The 21653-nt window shown below is 32.7% G+C and carries 24 protein-coding genes, 2 pseudogenes and 1 riboswitch; of the genes and pseudogenes, 14 read left to right on the top strand and 12 right to left on the bottom strand.

From position 1 onward, the window contains the following. The first annotated feature begins 29 nt into the window (after nucleotides 1–29). Nucleotides 30–218 carry a hypothetical protein gene (locus tag LOK41_RS13670; protein WP_241817016.1) on the top strand — a complete coding sequence of 63 codons (189 nt, stop codon included), beginning with the start codon at nucleotides 30–32 and terminating at the stop codon, nucleotides 216–218. A 217-nt stretch (nucleotides 219–435) separates the two neighbouring features. Here the strand turns inward: LOK41_RS13670 and LOK41_RS13665 are convergent, their stop codons facing one another. Next, the gene (locus LOK41_RS13665) at nucleotides 436–2121 is read right to left on the bottom strand and encodes a M3 family oligoendopeptidase (protein WP_241817014.1); all 1686 of its coding nucleotides are present in this window, start codon (nucleotides 2119–2121) and stop codon (nucleotides 436–438) included. Between the two features lie 17 nt (nucleotides 2122–2138). Then, complete coding sequence (locus tag LOK41_RS13660) at nucleotides 2139–3077, bottom strand: DMT family transporter (protein WP_241817013.1); 939 nt, start codon at nucleotides 3075–3077, stop codon at nucleotides 2139–2141. Nucleotides 3078–3202: 125 nt separating this feature from the next. Between LOK41_RS13660 and LOK41_RS13655 the strand changes: the two genes are divergently transcribed. The 3 genes from LOK41_RS13655 to LOK41_RS13645 all read left to right on the top strand — a co-directional run bounded on the left by LOK41_RS13655 (nucleotide 3203) and on the right by LOK41_RS13645 (nucleotide 6229). Then, the gene (locus LOK41_RS13655) at nucleotides 3203–4573 is read left to right on the top strand and encodes an aminotransferase-like domain-containing protein (protein WP_241817011.1); all 1371 of its coding nucleotides are present in this window, start codon (nucleotides 3203–3205) and stop codon (nucleotides 4571–4573) included. 374 nt (nucleotides 4574–4947) lie between these two features. After that, nucleotides 4948–5826 (top strand): SDR family oxidoreductase, encoded by an 879-nt coding sequence (locus LOK41_RS13650; protein WP_241817010.1) that lies wholly within the window; start codon nucleotides 4948–4950, stop codon nucleotides 5824–5826. 169 nt (nucleotides 5827–5995) lie between these two features. After that, the gene (locus LOK41_RS13645; RefSeq protein WP_241817008.1) at nucleotides 5996–6229 is read left to right on the top strand and encodes a DUF3947 family protein; all 234 of its coding nucleotides are present in this window, start codon (nucleotides 5996–5998) and stop codon (nucleotides 6227–6229) included. Nucleotides 6230–6237: 8 nt separating this feature from the next. Here the strand turns inward: LOK41_RS13645 and LOK41_RS13640 are convergent. Next, nucleotides 6238–6333, bottom strand: a pseudogene (locus LOK41_RS13640) (spore germination protein); the annotation flags it as partial. Between the two features lie 134 nt (nucleotides 6334–6467). Between LOK41_RS13640 and LOK41_RS13635 the strand changes: the two are divergent. Both LOK41_RS13635 and LOK41_RS13630 read left to right on the top strand, forming a co-directional pair. Beyond that, nucleotides 6468–6797, top strand: a complete 330-nt coding sequence (locus LOK41_RS13635; protein WP_241817006.1) for a CHRD domain-containing protein — start codon at nucleotides 6468–6470, stop codon at nucleotides 6795–6797. A gap of 350 nt (nucleotides 6798–7147) precedes the next feature. Next, nucleotides 7148–7702 (top strand): undecaprenyl-diphosphatase, encoded by a 555-nt coding sequence (locus LOK41_RS13630; protein WP_241817005.1) that lies wholly within the window; start codon nucleotides 7148–7150, stop codon nucleotides 7700–7702. Between the two features lie 202 nt (nucleotides 7703–7904). On the opposite strand, the gene pdxR is transcribed toward LOK41_RS13630, so the two are convergent. Further along, complete coding sequence (gene pdxR / locus LOK41_RS13625) at nucleotides 7905–9344, bottom strand: MocR-like pyridoxine biosynthesis transcription factor PdxR (RefSeq protein ID WP_241817004.1); 1440 nt, start codon at nucleotides 9342–9344, stop codon at nucleotides 7905–7907. Between the two features lie 148 nt (nucleotides 9345–9492). Between pdxR and LOK41_RS13620 the strand changes: the two genes are divergently transcribed. The 3 genes from LOK41_RS13620 (at nucleotide 9493) to LOK41_RS13615 (ending at nucleotide 11313) form a co-directional block, all read left to right on the top strand. Further along, entirely contained in the window at nucleotides 9493–10410 is a 918-nt protein-coding gene (locus LOK41_RS13620; protein WP_241817002.1) for a DMT family transporter, read from the top strand. A 219-nt stretch (nucleotides 10411–10629) separates the two neighbouring features. Then, entirely contained in the window at nucleotides 10630–10758 is a 129-nt protein-coding gene (locus LOK41_RS28970; RefSeq protein WP_262386301.1) for a cysteine hydrolase family protein, read from the top strand. An 84-nt stretch (nucleotides 10759–10842) separates the two neighbouring features. Beyond that, nucleotides 10843–11313 (top strand): GNAT family N-acetyltransferase, encoded by a 471-nt coding sequence (locus tag LOK41_RS13615; RefSeq protein ID WP_241817000.1) that lies wholly within the window; start codon nucleotides 10843–10845, stop codon nucleotides 11311–11313. Nucleotides 11314–11465: 152 nt separating this feature from the next. On the opposite strand, the gene LOK41_RS13610 is transcribed toward LOK41_RS13615, so the two are convergent. Continuing rightward, on the bottom strand, nucleotides 11466–11930 hold the full coding sequence (locus tag LOK41_RS13610) for a hypothetical protein (protein ID WP_241816999.1): 465 nt from the start codon (nucleotides 11928–11930) through the stop codon (nucleotides 11466–11468). A gap of 1138 nt (nucleotides 11931–13068) precedes the next feature. Continuing rightward, nucleotides 13069–13713, bottom strand: coding sequence for a YczE/YyaS/YitT family protein (locus LOK41_RS13605; protein ID WP_241816997.1), 645 nt, complete (start codon nucleotides 13711–13713; stop codon nucleotides 13069–13071). A gap of 237 nt (nucleotides 13714–13950) precedes the next feature. Between LOK41_RS13605 and LOK41_RS13600 the strand changes: the two genes are divergently transcribed. Further along, on the top strand, nucleotides 13951–14163 hold the full coding sequence (locus tag LOK41_RS13600; RefSeq protein WP_174099775.1) for a hypothetical protein: 213 nt from the start codon (nucleotides 13951–13953) through the stop codon (nucleotides 14161–14163). Between the two features lie 104 nt (nucleotides 14164–14267). On the opposite strand, the pseudogene LOK41_RS13595 reads toward LOK41_RS13600, so the two are convergent. Together LOK41_RS13595 and LOK41_RS13590 are read right to left on the bottom strand one after the other, a co-directional pair. Then, nucleotides 14268–14541 (bottom strand): annotated as a pseudogene (locus tag LOK41_RS13595) (CPBP family intramembrane glutamic endopeptidase); the annotation flags it as partial. A 72-nt stretch (nucleotides 14542–14613) separates the two neighbouring features. Continuing rightward, nucleotides 14614–15036 carry a hypothetical protein gene (locus LOK41_RS13590; RefSeq protein ID WP_241816996.1) on the bottom strand — a complete coding sequence of 141 codons (423 nt, stop codon included), beginning with the start codon at nucleotides 15034–15036 and terminating at the stop codon, nucleotides 14614–14616. Nucleotides 15037–15437: 401 nt separating this feature from the next. Between LOK41_RS13590 and LOK41_RS13585 the strand changes: the two genes are divergently transcribed. After that, nucleotides 15438–15830: a hypothetical protein gene (locus LOK41_RS13585; protein ID WP_241816994.1), complete on the top strand. Its 393-nt coding sequence runs from the start codon at nucleotides 15438–15440 to the stop codon at nucleotides 15828–15830. 758 nt (nucleotides 15831–16588) lie between these two features. Here the strand turns inward: LOK41_RS13585 and LOK41_RS13580 are convergent. Beyond that, entirely contained in the window at nucleotides 16589–16801 is a 213-nt protein-coding gene (locus LOK41_RS13580) for a hypothetical protein (protein WP_481748811.1), read from the bottom strand. Nucleotides 16802–17176: 375 nt separating this feature from the next. Here LOK41_RS13580 and LOK41_RS13575 point away from each other — a divergent pair, with 375 nt between their 5' ends. Next, on the top strand, nucleotides 17177–17344 hold the full coding sequence (locus tag LOK41_RS13575; RefSeq protein ID WP_241816993.1) for a hypothetical protein: 168 nt from the start codon (nucleotides 17177–17179) through the stop codon (nucleotides 17342–17344). Nucleotides 17345–17471: 127 nt separating this feature from the next. Further along, nucleotides 17472–17696 carry a hypothetical protein gene (locus LOK41_RS13570; RefSeq protein ID WP_241816992.1) on the top strand — a complete coding sequence of 75 codons (225 nt, stop codon included), beginning with the start codon at nucleotides 17472–17474 and terminating at the stop codon, nucleotides 17694–17696. A gap of 32 nt (nucleotides 17697–17728) precedes the next feature. Here the strand turns inward: LOK41_RS13570 and LOK41_RS29290 are convergent, their stop codons facing one another. From LOK41_RS29290 to secY, 3 genes are all read right to left on the bottom strand, one after another. Further along, nucleotides 17729–18277: an aldo/keto reductase gene (locus LOK41_RS29290; protein ID WP_481748810.1), complete on the bottom strand. Its 549-nt coding sequence runs from the start codon at nucleotides 18275–18277 to the stop codon at nucleotides 17729–17731. A gap of 167 nt (nucleotides 18278–18444) precedes the next feature. Beyond that, nucleotides 18445–18678, bottom strand: coding sequence for an AAA-type ATPase lid domain-containing protein (locus LOK41_RS13560; protein ID WP_481748809.1), 234 nt, complete (start codon nucleotides 18676–18678; stop codon nucleotides 18445–18447). A gap of 183 nt (nucleotides 18679–18861) precedes the next feature. Continuing rightward, nucleotides 18862–20166: a preprotein translocase subunit SecY gene (secY, locus tag LOK41_RS13555; RefSeq protein WP_241816989.1), complete on the bottom strand. Its 1305-nt coding sequence runs from the start codon at nucleotides 20164–20166 to the stop codon at nucleotides 18862–18864. 447 nt (nucleotides 20167–20613) lie between these two features. On the opposite strand from secY, the gene LOK41_RS13550 reads away from it, so the two are divergent. Next, a complete protein-coding gene (locus tag LOK41_RS13550) occupies nucleotides 20614–20892 on the top strand; it encodes a hypothetical protein (protein ID WP_241816988.1) in 279 nt (92 codons plus the stop codon). Nucleotides 20893–21198: 306 nt separating this feature from the next. Beyond that, nucleotides 21199–21302: riboswitch (purine riboswitch) on the bottom strand. Between the last annotated feature and the right edge of the window lie 351 nt (nucleotides 21303–21653).

Below are 21653 nucleotides of genomic sequence, written 5' to 3'. Positions count from 1 at the left end.
TCTATTGTTAAGAGGAGGTAATCATATTTATGAGATGTAATTGTCATTGCAAAGATCTTCGAGATTGTGATAAATTTTGGGATGATTTGATGTTTGGAAGATGTAGATGCAGACATAGAGATTGTGATGCTTGCCGTTGTAGACAAAAACATGATTGTGATGCTTGCCGTTGTAGACATCAACATCATCATGATTGTGATGATTGTCGAGATTGGTAAATCTCTTTGAAAGAGTGTTTTAAAGAAAAACACTCTTTTTTTGTTCCTGGATTTTCTGATCCCTTTATTTGATGCTAATTTTTTATTTTTCACAAAAAAGAACCCATTAGAGATTACTATAATTTAGTTATGTAAACTTATAATGATAAACTTAGCCCCTAATATTAAAATTAGAGGCTAAAAATAAAGTAATGCAGTGCAACGTATTTTTAATTATTTATATGTTTTCTAGTAACTGTAATTCTTCTTCTACAAAACTCATTACTTCTTTTATTGTTTCACTAGAAAAATCAAATTGAATTCCAGCTGCTTCATATACTTCTTTTACAGATTTAGAACTACCTAAAGATAAAGCTTTTTTATAGTTTTGCAATGCTTGGTGAGGGTTTTCTTTATAGAGCTTATACATTTGTAAAGCGCCAATTTGTGCAATTGCGTATTCAATATAATAGAAGGGTACTTCGAAAATATGAAGAACAGAGAACCATTGTGCAACTATCCAACTTTCATATCCATCTGTATTTACTACACTTGAGTTATATAGGGCAGAAAGTTCTAGAAACTTAGCATTTCGTTCTTCGACAGTATGGTTTGGGTTCTCATACAACCAGTGTTGAAATTGATCAATGATGAGTGTAATTGGTAAATACTCTACAATCTGTGTTAATTGCTCTTTCATAGCTTGTTTTAAATCTTCTTTGTTTGTATAGAAAATGTTCCAATGCTCCATTGTGAAAAGCTCCATTGTCATGCTTGCTAATTCAGCAGTCTCCATCGGTAAATGTTGATATTGATGTATTGAAATATCTTTCATTAAATCATGATGTATACAGTGACCCATCTCATGTAAGAAAACAATAACATCATCTTGTGTTTTTGTTAAATTCATAAAAATGAATGATAACTTAGATAGGGGCAAATATTCACAAAATCCACCTAGTGCTTTTCCTTTTCTACTTTCTAAATCTAAATGGTTATGCATTTTTTCTAGAAGAGCTGAAAAGCTTGAATCAATCTCACCAAAAAGTGTTTTACTTTTCTCTATTAATTCATTTTCCTGTTCTACAGGTTGTAAAAGTTTATGCTCTGCAGGTAAAGCCTGTATATCCCACGGACGTAACGTATCTATCTGAAGCTTTTTCTGTAATTCTTTATGAATTTTTTCTTGAAGCGGCACAACGTATTTACGAATAGATTCAGCCAATTGATTACATTGCTCAGCAGTGTAATCAAAACGCTCATATTTTTTAAACATATAGTCACGATAATTCGTTAAACCAACATTTCTAGCTTTTTTTGACCGAAGAATAATTAACTGATTTAAGATTTCCTGAATCTCATTTTCTACGGATAGAAATTTTTCAGAGATAGCAGTCATTGCTTTTTGACGAACGCTTCGATCTGGATCCTGTAGATAGACATTTAATTCAGATAAATTTACTTCTTCATCATTCCACATAGAAACGAGGTTACCAGTGATTTCAAAATATCTTGTTATTAACTCATCTTCAGTAATTTCTAAACTAATATTTTCTTCATGAAAGAGTTCTCTAGTATTTTTAATTTTTTTATCTAAGAATCCAAACTGAGAAGGATTTAACTGCGAACGATAGGATGATTCATAATATTTTTGGTCAAATAGATTTTTATAACGCTTTAATATAGGTTGTACGTGTTTTTGATTAAAGTCAAAAGTATTTTTTGCATCTATATCATTTGTATTTCGTTGAAAGGCGATATAATGTTTCATAAGTTGTTCATTAATAGAATTTAAAGTTTGTGATTGTTTTACTAACCAAATCTTAAGTTCTTGACTAGATGATATGGATTCGTTTAATAGTACATCCAATTCTTTAACTAATTCTTCTATGTTACTAATACTGATAGGCGTTGTCTGCTGCATGAAATATCCCTCACTTATTATTTACTAATAGAGGTATTCTTTTCTTTCGTATGAATTCCTTTTTTACCCAAGAAATTGGTGCCTACTATACCAAAGATAATCATCATAGCTCCAAAGATATGATAGTGTGCGATTTGTTCGTGTAAAAATAATACACCTGCAATAATCGTGATAAGTGTAGATAGATTACTAAAGACACTCATCTTAGCTGCTTCTATATAAGACAATGAATAATTAAGTAGAAATGCTGTTAGTAAGGAAGAGAATAATCCTAAATATAAAATAGATATAAGGAATGTTCCGTTTGTAAATGGTATAAAGTATTCGTTTACTGTACCTTTATTTATATGATTAATGATGGCGATTAAATTGAAGCTAAGAAATCCAATGGCTGTCATTATATACGTTAAGTCATGCAGCTTGAATTTTTTTGTCATTTTCCTAGCTAATACATTGTAGCAAGCAGAGGATAATGCTGATAACAGAATAAGGATAATTCCAATAAAGCTAGTTTCATGAGTTTCTATACCATTCATTACAAATATATAAATGACACCAATGACAGAAATGAGTACAGATATTTTTTGCCATGCATTTGAATGCTCTTTTAAAAAATAAGAAGCTAAAATCATTGTAAATATAGGTATGGTAGCTTGGATAATTCCGGCTTCAGATGAGCTTGTATACACTAAACCAAATGCCTGGAAAGCAAAAAATAGTGCAGGGTAAAATATTGCTAATGGCAAAAGTGTAAGTATATTTTTAAATGAAATATTTAATTTTACAAACCCGAAAATGATTGGGATAGTTGCTATTAAGAAAGCTACAGTAAAACGATGAGCAAGTGTATCAAGCGGAGTTGTAACTGTTAATGCTAATTTCACAAACATAAATGAAAAACCGATAATAAAAGAATATACTAATGCTGCTGTATATGCTTTAGTTGTATTTTTCATAATTTCACCTCATATAGTTGATTTGTTACTGGCCAGTATATGTACATGGTAATCTTTCTGAGTCAGTGCTACAATGTTAACAAATCTAAACTGTACCGGTACAAAATAGACATGGGGGTACAATTATGTATAAATATTTAAATATATTAAATGATTTAGAAAGCATGATTCAAAAAGGAGAGATAAAAGAAGGAAAGAAATTACCGTCTATACGTTCACTTGTATCACAATATGAGTGCAACAAAGCAACAATTATACGTGCGCTTCATGAATTAGAGAAGCGTCATATTATTTATTCCGTACCTCAAAGTGGGTACTATGTGGTGAAAAGAATGGGGAATCATGAAGAAAATGAATCAGAAAAGATTGATTTCGCATCTTCAGCGCCAGATCCTGATGTATTTCCATATTTAGATTTTCAACATTGTATCAATAAGGCGATTGATACATATAAGAATGATCTATTTATATACGGTACACCAAAAGGGCTACCATCATTAATTTCAGTTGCACAAAAACAACTAACGAACTATCAAGTTTTCACAAAAGAAGAAAACATCTTTATCACCTCGGGAGTTCAGCAAGCTCTCGCTATATTAACTTCCATACCCTTTCCAAATCAAAATGAAACGATACTTATTGAGCAACCGAGTTATCACTTATTTATTGAATATATAGAAAAAAATCGTATTCCTGTAATTGGAATAAAACGAACTGTTGAAGGTATTGATTTAATTGAGTTAGAAAAAATATTTCGAACGAGAAAGATAAAATTCTTTTATACCATTCCAAGATTCCATCACCCACTAGGTACTTCATATTCTAAGAAAGAAAAAGAAAAGATTATTTCTCTCGCGAGGAAATACAATGTATTTATAGTAGAAGATGATTATTTAGCAGATTTAGAACAAAATCCAAAGGTAGATCCACTATATAGTTACGATGATTCTTCACATATAATCTATCTAAAAAGTTATTCAAAGATTATTTTCCCTGGATTACGTGTAGGTTTGGCAGTTATTCCTTCTTCTATTGCAGAAGCGTTTCATAAATATAAAAAACTATTAGATATTGATAGTTCAATGATTTCCCAAGCTGCGTTAGAAATTTACATAAAAAGTGGGATGTTTGAACGACACAAACAAAAAATCCAATTGTCATATTACACTAGATCTAAGGCGTTATCTGAGGTATTAGAAGAAGCTTATAAAGAAAATCAACATCTGTTTTGTAAAACAGAAAGTAATATAGGAATACATACGTGCTTATCATTACATAAAAATATTATGACGGAAACGCTTATTAAAAACTTAAGACAAAATCAAATATTTATAGAGACTGTAGATAAAAATTATTTGTCTTCTTTTCATAAAGAAAAACTTTTAAAACTAAATGTATCAAATGTGAAAGAAGAGAAAATTGGGATAGGAATTCATAGAGTAATTGAGGAAATGAAACACGTAAGTCGTGTAGATTTCCATTTTAAGAAAGATTAACACTTTATATAGGAGTAGGATGTTTATTATGAAGAAAAACATAATAACCTTGCTTATATGTATTGTGGTAGGAACCGGAGTGATAGAAATTGTTTTGAATAATTAAGAAAGCGAAAATTGTAAAGGGGTTGCTACTCAGATAAAATCCGGTGTTATAGATCATAACACCCTACCTTTAGCAAACGTTCAAGTTTATGAAGATTCAACTGCAAATAAGAAGCTTGCTACTTCAAATTGACAAGGTGAGTTCAATGTTTAATCTGGTGTTTGTGGTAGAATTACGTTACAATTTGTTATTCTGGATGAAGAGAAATATACAAAAAAATATGAGCGAAAGCATATATCTAAATTGATAATAGTAAGGAGAATTTGACATGAAACCATTACAGGGTAAAGTTGCGGTTGTAGCAGGTGCAACACGTGGCGCCGGAAGAGGCATTGCGATGATGCTTGGTGAAGCGGGAGCGACTGTATATGTAACAGGAAGAAGTACAAAAGGCAATTTATCATCAATGGGAAGAACAGAAACAATTGAAGAAACCGCAGAATTCGTTACAAAACAAGGCGGAAAAGGGATTGCTGTTCGTGTAGATCATACAGTAGAAGCTGATATAAAAGCGCTATTTAATAGAATCCAAGAAGAACAAAACGGAAAACTTGATATTTTAGTAAATGATGTTTGGGGCGGTGATCCGCTTACTGAATGGAAAAAACCGTTTTGGGAACATAACTTACATAACGGATTACTAATGCAACAACGTGCTGTCCATTCGCATATGATGACGAGTTATTATGGTGTACCGCTTATGGTGAAGAACAAGAGGGGACTCGTAATTGAAATTACAGATGGTGTAGATTATCAATATCGTGGCAACCTCTATTATAGTTTAGCGAAAATCTCAACAATTCACTTAGCGGAAGCGATGGCGAAAGATTTAAAGGAACATCATATTACGGCTGTTGCGGTAAGTCCTGGCTTTCTCCGTTCTGAAGCAATGTTAGATTTATTTGGTGTAACAGAAGAAAACTGGCAAGAAGGTACAAAGAAAGACCCTCACTTTATCGCATCTGAAACACCTTTCTTTGTAGGGAGAGCAATTGCCGCTTTAGCAAGTGATACGAACGTTCATAATAAAACAGGAAAAGCACTTAGCTCATGGGAGTTAGCGAGAGAATATAGATTTAAAGATATTGATGGAAGACAACCTGATTGGGGAAAATATTTTGAAGAGAATGTGTTAAAAGAACAATGAGTATCATATAAAATGAAAAGAAGGCTAAGAACTCTATATATATCGGTTTTTAGTCTTCTTTTTGTATTATAAATTTTCTTCCGGTGGCGGGTATTGGAACTTTTTAAAATTCATATCTATAGTATATAAAACACTATGTGGATAATTAAATAAGAAGGAGTAAATGAATATGAATGTTCCATATATTAATGATAAAATTCGGGTCCCTGCTGTAACATATACTGCGGCACAGGAAACGGTTCATTCTGCTCAGCACGTTCTACAAGCACTACAAGCACAAGCCATGCAAATGCAAGGTATGCCATTAGCGTACCCACCTGTACAACATTATTATCCTACGTACATTATTCAAAGTGGAATTTATTTTTCAACGATTCCATTTGGCGCCGTGTACAATTTATAAAAGTTGATTTAAGCTGTTCCAATTTGATTTTGATCTGCAATATCAGAATCAAATGTATTCGTTGCACTTACACCGCTAAAAGTATTTGTAACAATGGCGAAGTTTTATAAGCGTTATTTAGAAAGGAAAAGTGTAGGATTTGTATGTTCATATTTCTGTTATAGTGAAAATGAACAAGCTGTTTTTTTATTTAATGAATACTATATAGCATCAAAGAAATAAGGAAGTGAAGCACGTCTTGTCCACATGTTTTATTTCTAAATTAACAGGTCGAGAGGAAGTACCTCCTGTTTATACAGACGCGCAATTTAGATTTAACAATGATTTTATGAAACTTCAATTTAAACTGGTAGTACATGATATAGAACAAGTGACTGCTGCTCATATTCATTTAGGAGATAGAGGAGTGGTAACAGGAACTATTTCAGAAACTGATCTTGTTGGCCCTTTACAAAATATGTCATTATTAGAACTTGCAAATCGGATGAATACAGGTAATACTTATGTAAACGTTCATACTGAAAAACATCCACCTGGACAAATTCGAGGGCAAATAAGAAGGTTTTAAAATTTCTTAGATGTATGTACAGTGTGTTTCTGCTTATAAGTATGCTAACAAAAACCTTTAGACATAATCATGACTAAAGGTTTTTGTTGTGGGGAAATGTATACAGGACCAACAATTTTAATTATATAGGAGGTGAAGTTCTTGGAAGATAATCGAAAATCAATCCTCGCTTTTATCGTGTTAGTTTTAGGTTTAGTGTTCTTTGTTGGAGGTATGGTTTATAGCTTGTGGGGTCCATTTTAAATTTGTTTGTGACTAACTGCCCCTTAGATAATCCAGTCCTAAACTGCTTTTTATTTATTAAGTTAATGGTTTCTATATATTTCTGAAAATAAAGGAGAACATTCGCAATGAATTATATACTATTTAAAGCGATTAATCGTCTTGCTGGACGCGGAACTGCTATGGATACGATAATGGTTTTTATCTCACAGAAGACCCGATATTTATACCTTTTCACATTGATTTGTATGTGGTTTAGAAGCAATTTCTACAAAAAAATTATTTTGTATGCAGGAATATCAGCTGGATTCACCTTATGTATAAACCGTATCATCCAATTTTCTTATTTCAAACCTCGTCCTTTTATTGTCCATCGCGTTCGTTTGCTTATCCCATCAAAGAATAATTCTTCGTTCCCAAGTAAACATACTGCTTTAGCTTTTGCTGTAGCAACTTCCATTTTACTTCGTGAACGTTTCATTGGTTCTATTATGTGGTTATTAGCGGTTTTAACAGGCTTTTCACGTATTTGGGTAGGGCATCATTATCCAGTTGACATAATCGGGAGTGCTGTTATAGGCAGTCTAACAAGCGTAGTTATTGATAAAAATACATATACATTTCAATCTTTTATTACTTGGATTATAAAGACGTATTCACCGTTTACAAAATTATTTAAATGAAAAAAGGTGAACCCATCCGCTTCTTTTGTTTGGTGAAGTAGAGTAAGAGAAGGTGCAAATTGAAAATCTTTTTTTGCATTTTAAAAAAACCAGTAGAGAAATAAGAATTGATTAGGATGACGAAAAACAAGTATATGCTAGGAAGGACTAGTATATACTTGTTTTTCGTTTGTATGTACTATGTGAACAATAAAGAATTTGATTAATGACCATTTTGAAAATTGTATATTACTTCACGAAGTTTTTTCAATCCAATCAGAGTATCTTGTTCACTTAACATAGAATAGCTGATACGTAAATGATCATGTTTCGATTCATGAACAAAACAAGCAGTTCCAGGTAAAAAAGAAATGTTAGATTCATTTGCCTTTTTTAGTAATGCAAATGAATTCATTGAATCCGGAAGAGAAATCCATAAATTAAAACCGCCTTGTGGTTTTTGGAAGTGAATCGTATCTGTTAGAGGAGAAAGTATCTCTACTGCAGTATCGCATCGTATTTGCAAGGCAGTTCGCAATTTTTCTAAATGATTTTTCATTCTTTCAGTTCGTAAAAAGGGTTGAATAGCTTTTTGAGTTAACAATGGGCTTCCTATATCCATCAAAGCTTTTACAGCATTTAGCCAATCAAATACAGGCCCCTCCGCCGCTACTGCTGCGATACGCAGACCTGGCGCTAATGTTTTACTGAATCCTTTTAAATATATGACATACCCGTTTGTATCAAAGATTTTAAGTGGAGCCGGAATTGTAGCCTCATCAAAATATATTTCTCCAAACGAGTCATCTTCAATTATAAAAAACTGATATATCTCCGCCAGTTCTATAAGTTCCATTCGCCTTTGTTTACTCATAACAGTACCTGTAGGATTTTGAAAAGTAGGATTTACATATAGTAAAGTTGGCGTCCTTTTTTGACAAACTTCATCGATTAAATCAGAACGAATCCCTTGTTTATCAAGCTCAATTGGTATGATTTGAACGCCTTTATTTACAAACACATCAATTGCTGCACCGTAGCAAGGGCTCTCTATTATAACTGTATCACCTGGTTTTAATAATGTTTGAGCGATTAAATCAATTCCTTGCTGGGCGCCACTTGTAATTAATAAATTAGAATGGTCTACAGATAGTTTTTGATAGTCCTTTAAATATCTTGCAATCTCTAATCGAAGTTCTTTATCTCCTTGAACTGGTCCATAAGTTGCTAAGATCATTTGATCTTTATCTATTATTTTTTGTATTTCCTCCGAAAGAAATGGATTAGGTAAAAGACGAGGGTAAAGAATAGCTTGTGAAAAATCATAATACTTTCTATGTTGATTCATTACATATTGAGATCGAATAACATTGATTGATTTCGTATGTTGCCAATCATACGGTAGAGATTGAGATTTACGGCGCTCGTGTTTATGTATATAGACGCCTTTCCCTTGCTTTATATATACATATCCTTTCGTTTCTAACTTCTTATAAGCTTTACGGACGGTTAATATACTTATTTGTAAATCATTCGCCATAGAGCGTAATGAAGGTAAAGAATCTCCCTTTGATAGCAGTCCACTTTGAATTCGTTCAACGATTTGCATATAAATTTGTTGATAGAATGGTATGTTAGATTCTTTCCGCAGTATAATCTTCATTATCTCACCTAAGTTTCTTTTTAATTTAATTAAATCTAAAAACATATATAGGAGCAACTATAGATTTGTCCAACTGTTATATACCTTGATATACTGTTATACACTTCTTCCTTTATACTCACCTTAATAATCAAAAGGAGGAAACGTAATGGTCATTTTTAATTATATTTTAATTTGTATTATTTTCGGGACAACATTTTTAACAATAAAAATCGGGATTGAAGCGGGAGCACCACCGTTATTTTCAGCGGGAATCCGTTTCTTTTTAGCGGGTGTTATTTTGATTATCATATTTATGATAAAACGGAAACATATCATGCCATACTTGTTATCAAAAAGAATTATGTATGCTGGTTTTTGTTTAACCTTTATGACATTTGCAACATTATATTGGGCAGAACAATATATTTCTTCAGGATTAGCAGCTGTTCTTTCGGCAACAGGACCAATGATGATTTTGCTATTACAAGTAAAGAAAAATAAAACAAAATTACAACGGGAACAATTTCTTGCTTTAATTATAGCGCTTATAGGCGTTATTTGTATCTCTTTACCAGGGATGTACCATCAACTTACTTTTATATGGAGTATAGCTTGCGTTATCCTATTAGTCGGCGAATTATTTTATGGTTTAGGTTCCATCCATTCAAAAGAAATACTTTCAGATTTGCCAAAAGTATCGCCGTTTCTCATTAATGGAATCCAAATGTTTTACGGTGGAATTTTTCTGTTGATTACTTCTATTTTTATAGAACAGCCTAATCCAGCTATATTAACATCTTGGAGTGTGCAATGGCCTATTTTGTACCTCATATTTGTTGGTTCAATTGGTGGGCATGGGCTCTATTATTGGCTCTTATCAAAGACCAATCCGGTATTTCCATCAACTTGGCTATATGTATCTCCTTTAATCGCTGTTATTGCAGGATATATATTTTTAGGGGAACCAATTAATCCACTAATGGGAATCGGAGCGTGTCTCATCTTGATTGGTGTATTTTTAGTAAATCGCTCTATACTTGAGGTGTACTTTAAACAGGGAAAATTATTGAAAAAAGAAATGTAACATGATTGTATTTTGGCTGTGGGATACTTAATGCACCTGTAAATAACAGAAAAAACAAACTATTAAATAGAGTTAGAACTCTTTATATGTTATAATTTATATATCATTTTCATAAAATGGCCCTATATATCATAGGGCTTTTTTGAGTTGTACAGTAGAAAATAATACATATTAAGGACAATCAAAATTTTCATTAGCAAACGGATAGGGGCGGTTCACTTGAAACAAGCATTAATCGTTATCGATTTGCAAGAAATCTTTTTCTCAGAGGAAAAAAATTACTTATATCAGCATGAACAATTGCTTCAAAATGTGAATACAGTTATTAACTGGGCAAAAATAAATTAGAGTACCAGTATCAATTAAAAAAGGTAGTATGTTTGTGAACTTTAAAATAAGTACGAGGAAAATATTGATGGGGAGGGAAGCTTTATGGAGATAAAAATAGATGATTTAACCGGTACCGGTACAGAAGTAGAAAAATTATTGATGGATCATCTGCAAAGCATGGCACTACATTCTCCTCCAGAAAGCAGACATGCTCTAGATTTAGAAGGGTTGCGGAAAGAAGATATTACATTTTGGAGTGCATGGGAAGGTAATGATTTAGTTGGATGCTGCGCACTTAAAGAACTCAATAGTCAACATGGAGAAATAAAATCAATGAAAACATCTTCATTGCATTTAAGAAAAGGTGTTGCCAAGCGGCTTCTTCAACATATAATTGAGGAAGCAAAGCGACGTGGTTACCAGAGGCTAAGTTTAGAAACAGGATCTATGAGTGTGTTCAAACCAGCTAGAAGTTTGTATACAAGTATGGGATTTCAATATTGCAAACCGTTCTCGGAATATAAAGAGGATCCAAATAGTGTGTTTATGACAATGGAATTGGTATGTAATTAAATCGTTTTTAATATATATATATCAAAGTTATATAAATTAAGTGTTAATTTAAAATGGATTTCAACTATTTATAAAAAAGATGTACCGAAAAGACTCCTTTGGATAAAATTATCTAAAGGGGTCTTTTCGGTAACAAAGGTATTTAGTTATATTTACAGCATATCATCCCATGAACTTTGCCCATTGTAGGATATACCATGCTGCTCTTCCGCCATTTTCATAGGGTCCTCGTGAGAAAGAGTAAATACCATTTTAGGTTTCTCATCTTTCATGTACAAGATGTAAATAGTATCATGGATCAAATCTATTGGCTGACCCGGGGTTTTTTCAAGGCGCATCGTACCTTTTGTTTTCACCATCGTATAGTAAGGATTGAGGGGGATTTCTTCAACTGGGATCGTTTTGACGAATTGAAAACCCAAAGAATGTAAGTATTCCTGACTTTTTTCAGTTCCCGCCAGATAATCTTTTTTTGAAACTATCTGGAGAGCGCCACTAGGATCGGCACCCACAAGGGGATCAATCACATGAGGAGCCAGAAGTTCTGGCTTAAACGCATTATGCGCTCGATTAAACTCCTCAAAGTATGTTCGGATTTTATCACTTACTTGGTTCATGGTTCTTCACCAATCCTTTCTTGATCACTAAAGTCTTCTTTTACCCATTTTTATCCTCTCTTTTTCCTAATTCATTCCATTTGAGAGAGGGATGGTTGAGAACTATATATGTGTATTCTATTTTTGTATGGTTACATTATGTAACAATATCGAAATTCGACATTTCTATGAACCTTAAAAGTATGTCCTAATTGTAATGCTAATCAAATTGAGAAAGGGATGATAAGGGCAGGCAATGGAGTAGTTCATATGTTTTCTTATAACAATCCAAGAAGTCAATTTCCACCAATATCTTCATATTTCTGTTTGAAATGTGGATATATTTGAGGTTTATTTGTTGAAAAACCTCAAAACTTTTAAAGCAGAATATTAAGCTAGTTGTTTTGTTGGTTTATCAATATTCATAGCATTATTCCGGATTCTTATAAAGTGGGATACTCAGATAGAAAAATGATTTTTTATTATTGTACTCTAGAATTACCGAATATGATTCTATTCAAGAAATAGCTGATAAAATACGATTTATCACTTAATTTTAGTAACTTTCATAATTTTGGTCTCCTTTATAATTAGATTTTATTAATGCGAAAAATTTGTTTGATTACACAAGCAGATTGGAAAAATAAAGCTAATCTTGTACTTGAAATACTAGTATTACTTAGTTCAATAATTATTCATTATCACACTAAACAGCTCCGTTATTTCAATAACTTAAAGCTTAATAATTCCTTTTCTTATTCAAAAAATGGCCTGATTGCTGAACAAGAAAAAAACTGTATTTAAATACAGTTTTTTTGATCAATCTTTTTTATAAACGATTAGACTTTTTTATGAATGATTGAACTTTAATTCAAGTCCACACCAAAAGGATATACCGGTACAACTTTTTTATAAATGATTAAACTTTATTCCAAAGCTACAACTACGGCAAGAAAGTGATAGGGACTTAAATTTGTGTAGTGGAAATAAAATTGTTTAATTTTGTTTATAGATATGTAGTAACTCCCTACTTGTTAATTTGGTAGAGGTTATTAAGGTTGTTTCTGTATACTTGATATTTTACTCTACTTAAATAGGGCATTATTCTATTTGACTTCAAAATAGACTCGTATATTTTTGTAAAAGAAGTTTTATATATTTATAAATTTGCACTAACGTTGTCTTTCTTTTTCCTCTCTAAAGTATATAAAAATTTTTGAAACATCTTGAATGATTGCTGGAATATTGGACTCTGGATAAAAGTGTATAGGAATGTCACAATAAAAACGGGACCGCCTAGAATATAACCAATTACTAATACAATGCTTTCCACAATAATTCTAGCCCGGCTTACAGATAATCCTGTTTTATCAGAAATGGCAAGCATGAATCCATCCCTTGGTCCTGCACCAATTCCAGCAGCGACATACATACCGCCGCCAATACCTGTAATTATAATTCCAGAAAGTAAAATAAGAAGATTGATCCACAAAGAATGTGTGGCATGAGGAAGAATATCCAACCTTAAGAAAAAATCCATAATAGGGCCGATTAGCAGTGCGTTTAAGAATGTTCCTATGTTTATATATTTCCGATCTACTACTAAGGAAACAAGAACAAGAAATAAACCGCATATAACACTCCATGTACCAATGGTCCATCCAAATCGCTGATAAAGTGCCATATTCAAAACTTCCCATGGATGTAGGCCAAGAAATTTAACCTTTACTGCAATGGCATTGCCGAGTCCAAAGAAAGTTAATCCTAAGAAAAAAAGAATATACCGAAAAAGTGTTAGCCCCATTTTTAATCCCCCTAATATTATATATCATTATGTATATTACATGTAGAAATCTAGTTATACAAATGTTTTGTATTTTATTATAAAACAAATAATTTTTAGCTTTTAACCTTCAACCAAGAAAGAGCACACGCTTTTTTAATAGGAATGAAATTGACAATAGAATAAGTATAAGCTTTTATAATTTAGAAATAATATTATGGTTCGTAGTAATTACTAAAATAAAGAGGAGAGACACATATGACTATTAATAAATCAAATGATCCTAAAAAAGAATTAGCACTTCAAAAAAATTCAAACATGGATGGATTGATTAATCTGAAAGACGTAAGTGAAGGGATTCAAGATATAGTAGAGCCAGAAACAAGTACGCAAGAAGGAAATAGAGCTTCAATATATTGGGGTGATGAGTGGAATGTAGAAGAAGGGGAGAAGAGAAGCAGAAAAAAATAAAATGTTTTTAAAATAAGAAATATCAAGGATAAATAAGCTAACTCCGTACAAAAAAAGAAAAGGCACTTTATTCAGTGACTTTTCTTTTTTCTATATCGCGCCTTTTAATTGAATATAATCTCAATTAGTTGTTGTGGATGTGCATTAATTAATCCATGGACAATAATAATTACCCACACCCTGCGATAACGCGCCCACAAATATCCAAGGAATAGACCTACGATACCATGGTTCGCAATGACCGTGGCTGTATCAACATCCCAATGATCAGAGCCGTGTACTGCAATATGCCAGCTCGCCCATAAGAATGATGTAAAAAGAATAGCTGGCCAAAGTACCTAGTAATAATTCCAAACGTGTTTGCAACCAAACTCTATAAGTATGCGACGTGATTCCAAAACACCCTTATAGAGTTACGTTTAACTTTATCTAAAGTTTCATGTATCAGTATTACTCCGCAAATTGGCCCGATTGTTGAACCTCACCATTTAGGTCAAAGCTAAGACTCCTTGCTTTATGACGGTTCTCCAAGGATTCGATTGCCAGTTCAAGCGCAGTTAAGCGTCGCTCATTTAGTGTTTTTTGAGAACTACCTTCTTTTGCTTTTGCTATCTGTTTTTCGATAGATGGAAGGACACCTTGTAGAATATCTTTAGAAGTCAAAATGTTTTCTTCGTCATAGGAAAAATCTCCCCCATTCCAAACGTTTTTGAGGCTTTCTATACCGATTTTTACGGCGTCTCGTCTCTTTTTGACAAGAGTTGTATTTGTACCTTTTTCGCTCATGCTTTTATAAGCATTTGAAAGTTTATTAAAAGTCGACTCTAAGGATTTAATAGACAAATCTTGGATTTCTTGGCTGACAGTCTTCATATACGAACCTCGCTTTTCTTTTTTAGTAATCCATTATTACATAATCAAGTCGATTTGACTATCCAATCAATTTCAGTATTTGTTCAATAAATCTTATATTTATGAACATAGGATAAAACTTAATGATATCAACGTTTTTCAGCTATAATCGCGTTCATAAAGTGTGTACAAAATTCAATGTTCAGTTAATCTGCAGTTTTTATCTTTCTGAAGATGTATTTATCATTTAAAAATGTTGTCACATTAAGGTTTTGTAGTCCTTAACGTACAATTTTCCCGAAATGATATGGTGACCCCATATAGAGGAATAACAAGGTCGATGGCAGAGTAAATATAACAAGATGCTCTTAAATAAATAGTTTTTTTCATAATTAGTACAAATTTATATTTGGAGGTGTACTATGAAAAAGAAACTAATTGCTATATCAGTTGGTTATATTTTAATCTTAAGTGCATGTGGAAGTAATAATGTATCTAATGGAAATAAGGACGGGTTTAGCGGTACTTGGGAATTGATAGATGCGGATGTTAGTGGTAAAGAGGGGTGTCCAACAACAATAAAGTTTACAGGGAAAGATAAGATGATTTGGATGACAGGGAAAAGTACAATTATAGAGTCAAAATATACAAGGGTATTTGAGGATGATTTCAAAGTAAAGCCTACTGCTGCTAAGATCAATGGAGAAATACAAGAAATCAGTGGAGATGAAGAAAAAACTATAAAAATGAAAAAAGATGACGATAGGTTACGTCTAGAGTATCAAAGGGAGTCTTGTACCTATTCATTAAAGTAATTATTTATTTTAGATATCATTTTATTGATAATGCGTTCAAAAGCACTCTTTAATGGGGTAGCGCTCACATTTTACTGTTTTGCCAATGTGGGATAAATGTATTATGATGAGGTTGTTCATCCAACTGAACAGTCTTCTTTAGTCCCTGCACATTGTGTGTGGATTTTTTCATAAAGAAAAAGCACCTTTAGATGCCTTTTCTCTGTTTGTTCTCGCGTATTGAGATGACTATTCAAACCTTGTGTGTGGTATGCAAGCAATACAGGTTGGGAAGTGCAGTACAGTATTATGGAACATCCAGCTACATGGTACTTCGAACATGAGTTAGAAAAGATTTCTTAACAAAAACGTTATTTTATAAAAAGGAACCCGCTAACTGCAACGAGTTCTAAAAAGGAGCCTAACTCAACTCTCAAGGACTATTTCTTTTCTATAATGGTACAGTCCTGAAATCGATCCAAAAAGAAGTGAAATGGAAATTATTATGATGAGATACTGTCTTAAATAAATAGTATTTGTAGGCATCCATAGAATAAACATGGCTAATAAGACAAGTAGTGAGGTGCACATTGTATAAGATATTTGGAGCTTGATTTTAAGTCTTTCTGTATCGTTGGTACCTATTTTCTTAAACGTTATAGAGAATAAGATAACGGACGCTAGAGAGATAATGGTTGTCATACCTACAAATAAATTAAAATGAAGAATATCACTAGATAACCAGGATTCTATCCATTGGAAAATAACCATACAAGAATTTAAGTTGATTTCTTAAAAGGACTTTCTCTCTTTTTTATCCATTCTGAACTAGCAATACTACCAACAATTGCAATGATAGAGCTGGCGGAAATAGATTTAATTATCCAATAAATACCTGTACCGGTAATTAAATCAATGATAATGAAATTTTTAATTGTTGATTTTTTTACTTTTATTGAGTGGAAAACAACTTGGTTATTTTTTTTAATCACTATTACCACGCTCCTTTTTATAAAAGAATATGAAAAGGTAAGCTCGACATATTCTTTTTGTCCCTTGATGAGGAATCATAAAAAGAGCAGCTAGCCAACGCTAACTGCTTGACTTTAAGGGGGAACAAGGAGAAATACAATCATGTTATCTACAGTATTGACGGAATTATGGATACCTGGCAGATCAGACGGAAAGAGCGCCAGTTGATTATTTACGATATGTTGATGAATTATAAATGGATAAAGGAACCATACAGAATAGATTGGTAGGGGCTACTTTACCAAGCATCGTTCCCTTATTCAACAGGTGGATATTAAAATTTCACATACCTAATGTAAATTGAAAATAACAAAATTACAATAGAGGGACTTACCATGATAATATTTTACCAAAACTTAGGAGAAAAGGTTGAAATGCTAGAGATTGAATTAAAGGACTTGAAGTTAGAACATAACTCAATGGAAACTCCTTATCACACAGGTGAGCATCTACTAACGTGGATGCTCTTTTTTATTGAATTAAATGGACACTTGAAGAGATAGTACTTCCACTTTCTTTTCTTAAAATATCCTTAAATATATCTAGATTTAAGGATATAAAAAATAGAAATGGTATAATTTTCTAAAACGGACTAAATAAAGTTTATTTTAGAAAAGGGGTAGAGGGAAAATGTTTCAGAAATTTAAATTTTATTTAATCAGCATTGTGGTCAGTTCGATATTAGGGGGAATTATCGTAGGTGCTAATTTCTTGATCCAAAACATCTATTATTTAGTTATGGATAAAGGATTTCATTTTAATATGTGGCCTTCTGTTATTATATTTTGCATCGTATTTGTTTCGGGTTTCACATATATGTTGAGACAGGGGCCGGATATACTTATTAATGATTAATTCTATAGTTACCTCGTAAGACGCTGCCTAGATCATGGTGGCGTCTTGTTTGTTGTTAAGGAAAGATAAGGAGAAAAGGGAATAGATGGATTAGCAATCATTACAGTGACAGGTTTGATATGTTTAACTTTTCTTTGTTCATTTTCTATTTGGGCTGGAGTCAAGGCTGCTAACAAAACAAACAAACTCAACGAACAAAAATAGGTGTGAAGAATCATGAGCTCTAACGTTACGTTTTCCATGAAAATGAATGATGTAAGCAAAGATGCATTACAATTTTCTAGAATATGTTTTCGTGATAAACCTTTATCGTTTTGCCCATTCCCAGTCGGATGGCAAACCTTTGTACATAGTTCAATGCTCTCCCTTCGTATACCTTGTAAAGACCGGCCGAGTACTTCTTCAGCTTTAGTATCTGAATAAACATCAGCAGTATCGAATGTTGTTATACCGACATCTAGTGCTGCTTTAACACACTCTTTTGCAGTATCCTCATCTACTTTACCCCCATGATTTATCCAGTTTCCGTATGCAATCTTGCTTATTGTCAATCCGCTATTGCCAAGTTTACTAAACTCCATTCTAGTACCTCCTTTTAAAAGTGATATCTTCATTATAAAGACCATATTTTAATATGGATAATATATTATTAATAATGAATTAATATAAAATTTATATAAGGCTACAGTGCCCTTCTGTGTAATCAGAAGTTTGCAAGGGTGTTGGGTATTACCACATCGCTATCAAGCTAATAATGATGCCTATCTAGGTTTATTTGGCATGCTTCGATTTTTTCCAAAACCTCAGGTAAAGAATTCCCTTCATTTGGAGAGATAGAAACCTCTTGTTCAAAGGCTGAATCGACCGAGTGTTTTGGTAAATCATCAATAGGAATTTTATCCTCTTTTGCCATAATGACGAGCTGCTCAACTATGTTTTCCAATTCGCGTACATTCCCGGGCAAATGATAGTTTTGCAGCATTAATATCGAAATTCAACATATCTACGAATCTTTAAAAATCCAAAATGAATTTTTAAATTTACAAACAAATTTGATTGGACTTTATTCTAAAATATGTGGCCTGTAACTTTTAAAGCAACATGAAAAACCCTCTCGTATATATAACGAGAGGGTTCCATTATGGCTAGTTTGTATGTAAAAGCACTAGTTTACTTTTTTTATAAACCCTTTGTAATGACGTTTTACAAGCTGACTTTCTAACGTTTTCATTGTTTCTAATGCTACCCCTACGATGATGAGTAAGCTTGTACCACCAATTTGAGCAGAAGGTGGTAAAGTAGCAACATTTGTGAAAACAAGCGGTAAAATTGAAATAGCACCTAAGAAGATAGCACCAATAAATGTTAAGCGATACAAAATCTTTGTCACATATTGTTCTGTTGATTCCCCTGGTCGGATACCTGGAACATATCCGTTTTGCTTTTTTAAGTTTTCTGCCATTTGTTCAGGATTTACTTGAATAAATGAATAGAAGTATGTGAAAGCAATAATGAGACCTACGTAAAGTGTCATGCCAACTGGATGTGCAAAATCTAGATTTGTACTTAACCATTTGGAAACACTAGAATCCGGGAAGAGCTGTGCGATTGTTCGCGGTGTCATGAGAAATGCTGAAGCAAAGATTACTGGGATTACACCAGCACTATTTACCTTTAAAGGTAAATGCGTATTTTTTGCTCCTTGATATTGATTATTCCCTGAAACGGCTTTTGCATATTGAATTGGTATTTTACGAATTGCCTGTTGAATATAAATAACACCGACAACGATTGCTAAAATAACTAATCCAATCAATACAATTTTTATAATATGCATAAAGAGTTGATCTCCAGCATTTTGGAATTGCTGTAAATAAATTTGATTTACGACATTCGGAATTGCTGCAACAAGTCCTGCAAAGATAAGCATTGAAATTCCGTTACCTACGCCGTTTGCAGTAATTTGTTCACCTAACCAAAGTAAAAATGCAGTACCGGCAGTTAATACTGTAGCAATAAATAAATATGTAGTCCATCCTGGATTAGAAATTAATTGCCCGCCTGCTATATTATTAAAGCCAATAGACATTCCTATAGCTTGAATGAATGCGAAAATGATTGTAAAGTATCGGGTAAATTGAGCTGACTTTTTGCGGCCCATTTCTCCTTGCTTTGCCCACTCTGTAAATTTTGGTACAACATCCATTTGTAATAACTGTACAATGATGGAAGCTGTAATGTATGGTGTGATACCTACAGCAAAGATTGAGAAGTTTTGTAATGCTCCTCCGCCAAATACATTAAGCATACCTAAAACATTGGCTTGATCTTGTACTTTTAATACCTCTGCGTTAGTATGAGGAACTGGTATAAACGTGCCAATTCGAAAAACAATTAACATCGCAAGTGTAAAAAGGATTTTCCTTCTTATTTCAGCTACTCTCATAAAGTTTGAAATCGTACGAAACATCATGTCGCCTCCTGTATTTTTATCAGCTACCTAAAAGGGAAAACTGAACATTATATCCTGATGAATAAACCACAAACCTCCTTCCGTGTAGAATTCATTTGACAAATGAACGTTCAAAAATTTTGTAGTTTTATCATGGATATAAGAAACACAAGGTATATAAGCGAATAGATGAATCATCGTAATCATTCAATAACCATAATATACCTAATAAATAAAAAAATGTACATAGATAAGATTGAAAAGAATGAAAAATTAACAGGAAGGGCGAAAATTTTCCTGTTTTTCATAAATAGTTGCTTATATAAATCAGTAATTAAGTGTAATCTAGATGAGTTACGAAACGTGTTGGTACATTAGAGGGTAGCATTACAGCCTAACCGTCACCCTGAAATTTAGAAACGGGTAGCAATGGGGATTACTCGCTCTTCTTCTAATGGGGGGGTTATGGGGGTAATTGAGTCTGTACAATTTGAGATGTACTTATTAAAAAATATAATGCAAAAAACGAGAAAATCGGAATTCGCTTATCTTTCTGGACCGAAAATCTTTAACTATTGGTTATACGTTATGGAGGGTTACACAGAAATAGAATGGAACTCTCGTGAGCTTATTACAGTAGCTTCGGATACACATATTTTAAAAGCTACTGTTAAATTAGGATTATGTTCAGAGGCAGTATTAAATGGTACAGCTGATAGTCGTCAAACTGTAGCTCATGCATAGGAAAGAGCTTTATCTGGCAGCGGGATTGCTCCAATTGATATTCATACACCTTTATGGTTGTGGAGCCGAGCGGGGTTTCCTGAACTTGTAATATCAAACTAAAGATAAAAAACGAGGGGAGATTAGTATAGAAATCATACTAAAATCACTTCGTTTTTTTCATTGAAACTATTTGTTTGGCATTGTTGCTATATATTTTTTCACTATTTCATAAACGTATTCTACTTTCTAGAACTACGGAAGTCAAAGTATAGTTAATTAAGCAAACAAGGATGCTTATAAAACGGTAGCGACGAATATGTCTAACAACCGATTACTTTAACCCGTAGTCCAGTTCTTTTATTGGGAACTAGGTAGAAACGCTCGGACCATATTACCGAGTATATACGAGTGATGATATTTAAGATGATTACTATAATATAGCAAACTTATAATGGATATTCATCAAAAACCGAACTTTATTTTATAAAAAAATAAAGTTCGGTTTTTGATTGTTTTGAAGTAAAAAAGGGTTAGTTTTTAGGAGTTTAATACTCAAATAGTGATATCTAATTTAAAATACAGTACAACGAAAGTGTATTTCTAGCACTTTTGTACCGGTACAGTTTTGTTAAATATACATTGTTTATAAGTCACTTGATTTTTAGAATGAGTATATAGTAAAGAAGGATATTAGATCATGATTCTATTTTACTCAATACCCTTTAAGATGAGATGATACTCTCACTTTTTCTTGATAATGATCAAGTTCTAATAAGACA

It is taken from the genome of Bacillus sp. TL12 (genome assembly GCF_022625245.1).
Taxonomy (GTDB): Bacteria; Bacillota; Bacilli; order Bacillales; family Bacillaceae_G; genus Bacillus_A.
Note: the sequence above shows the minus strand (reverse complement) of the source record. Positions and strands in the feature narration are given on the sequence as shown.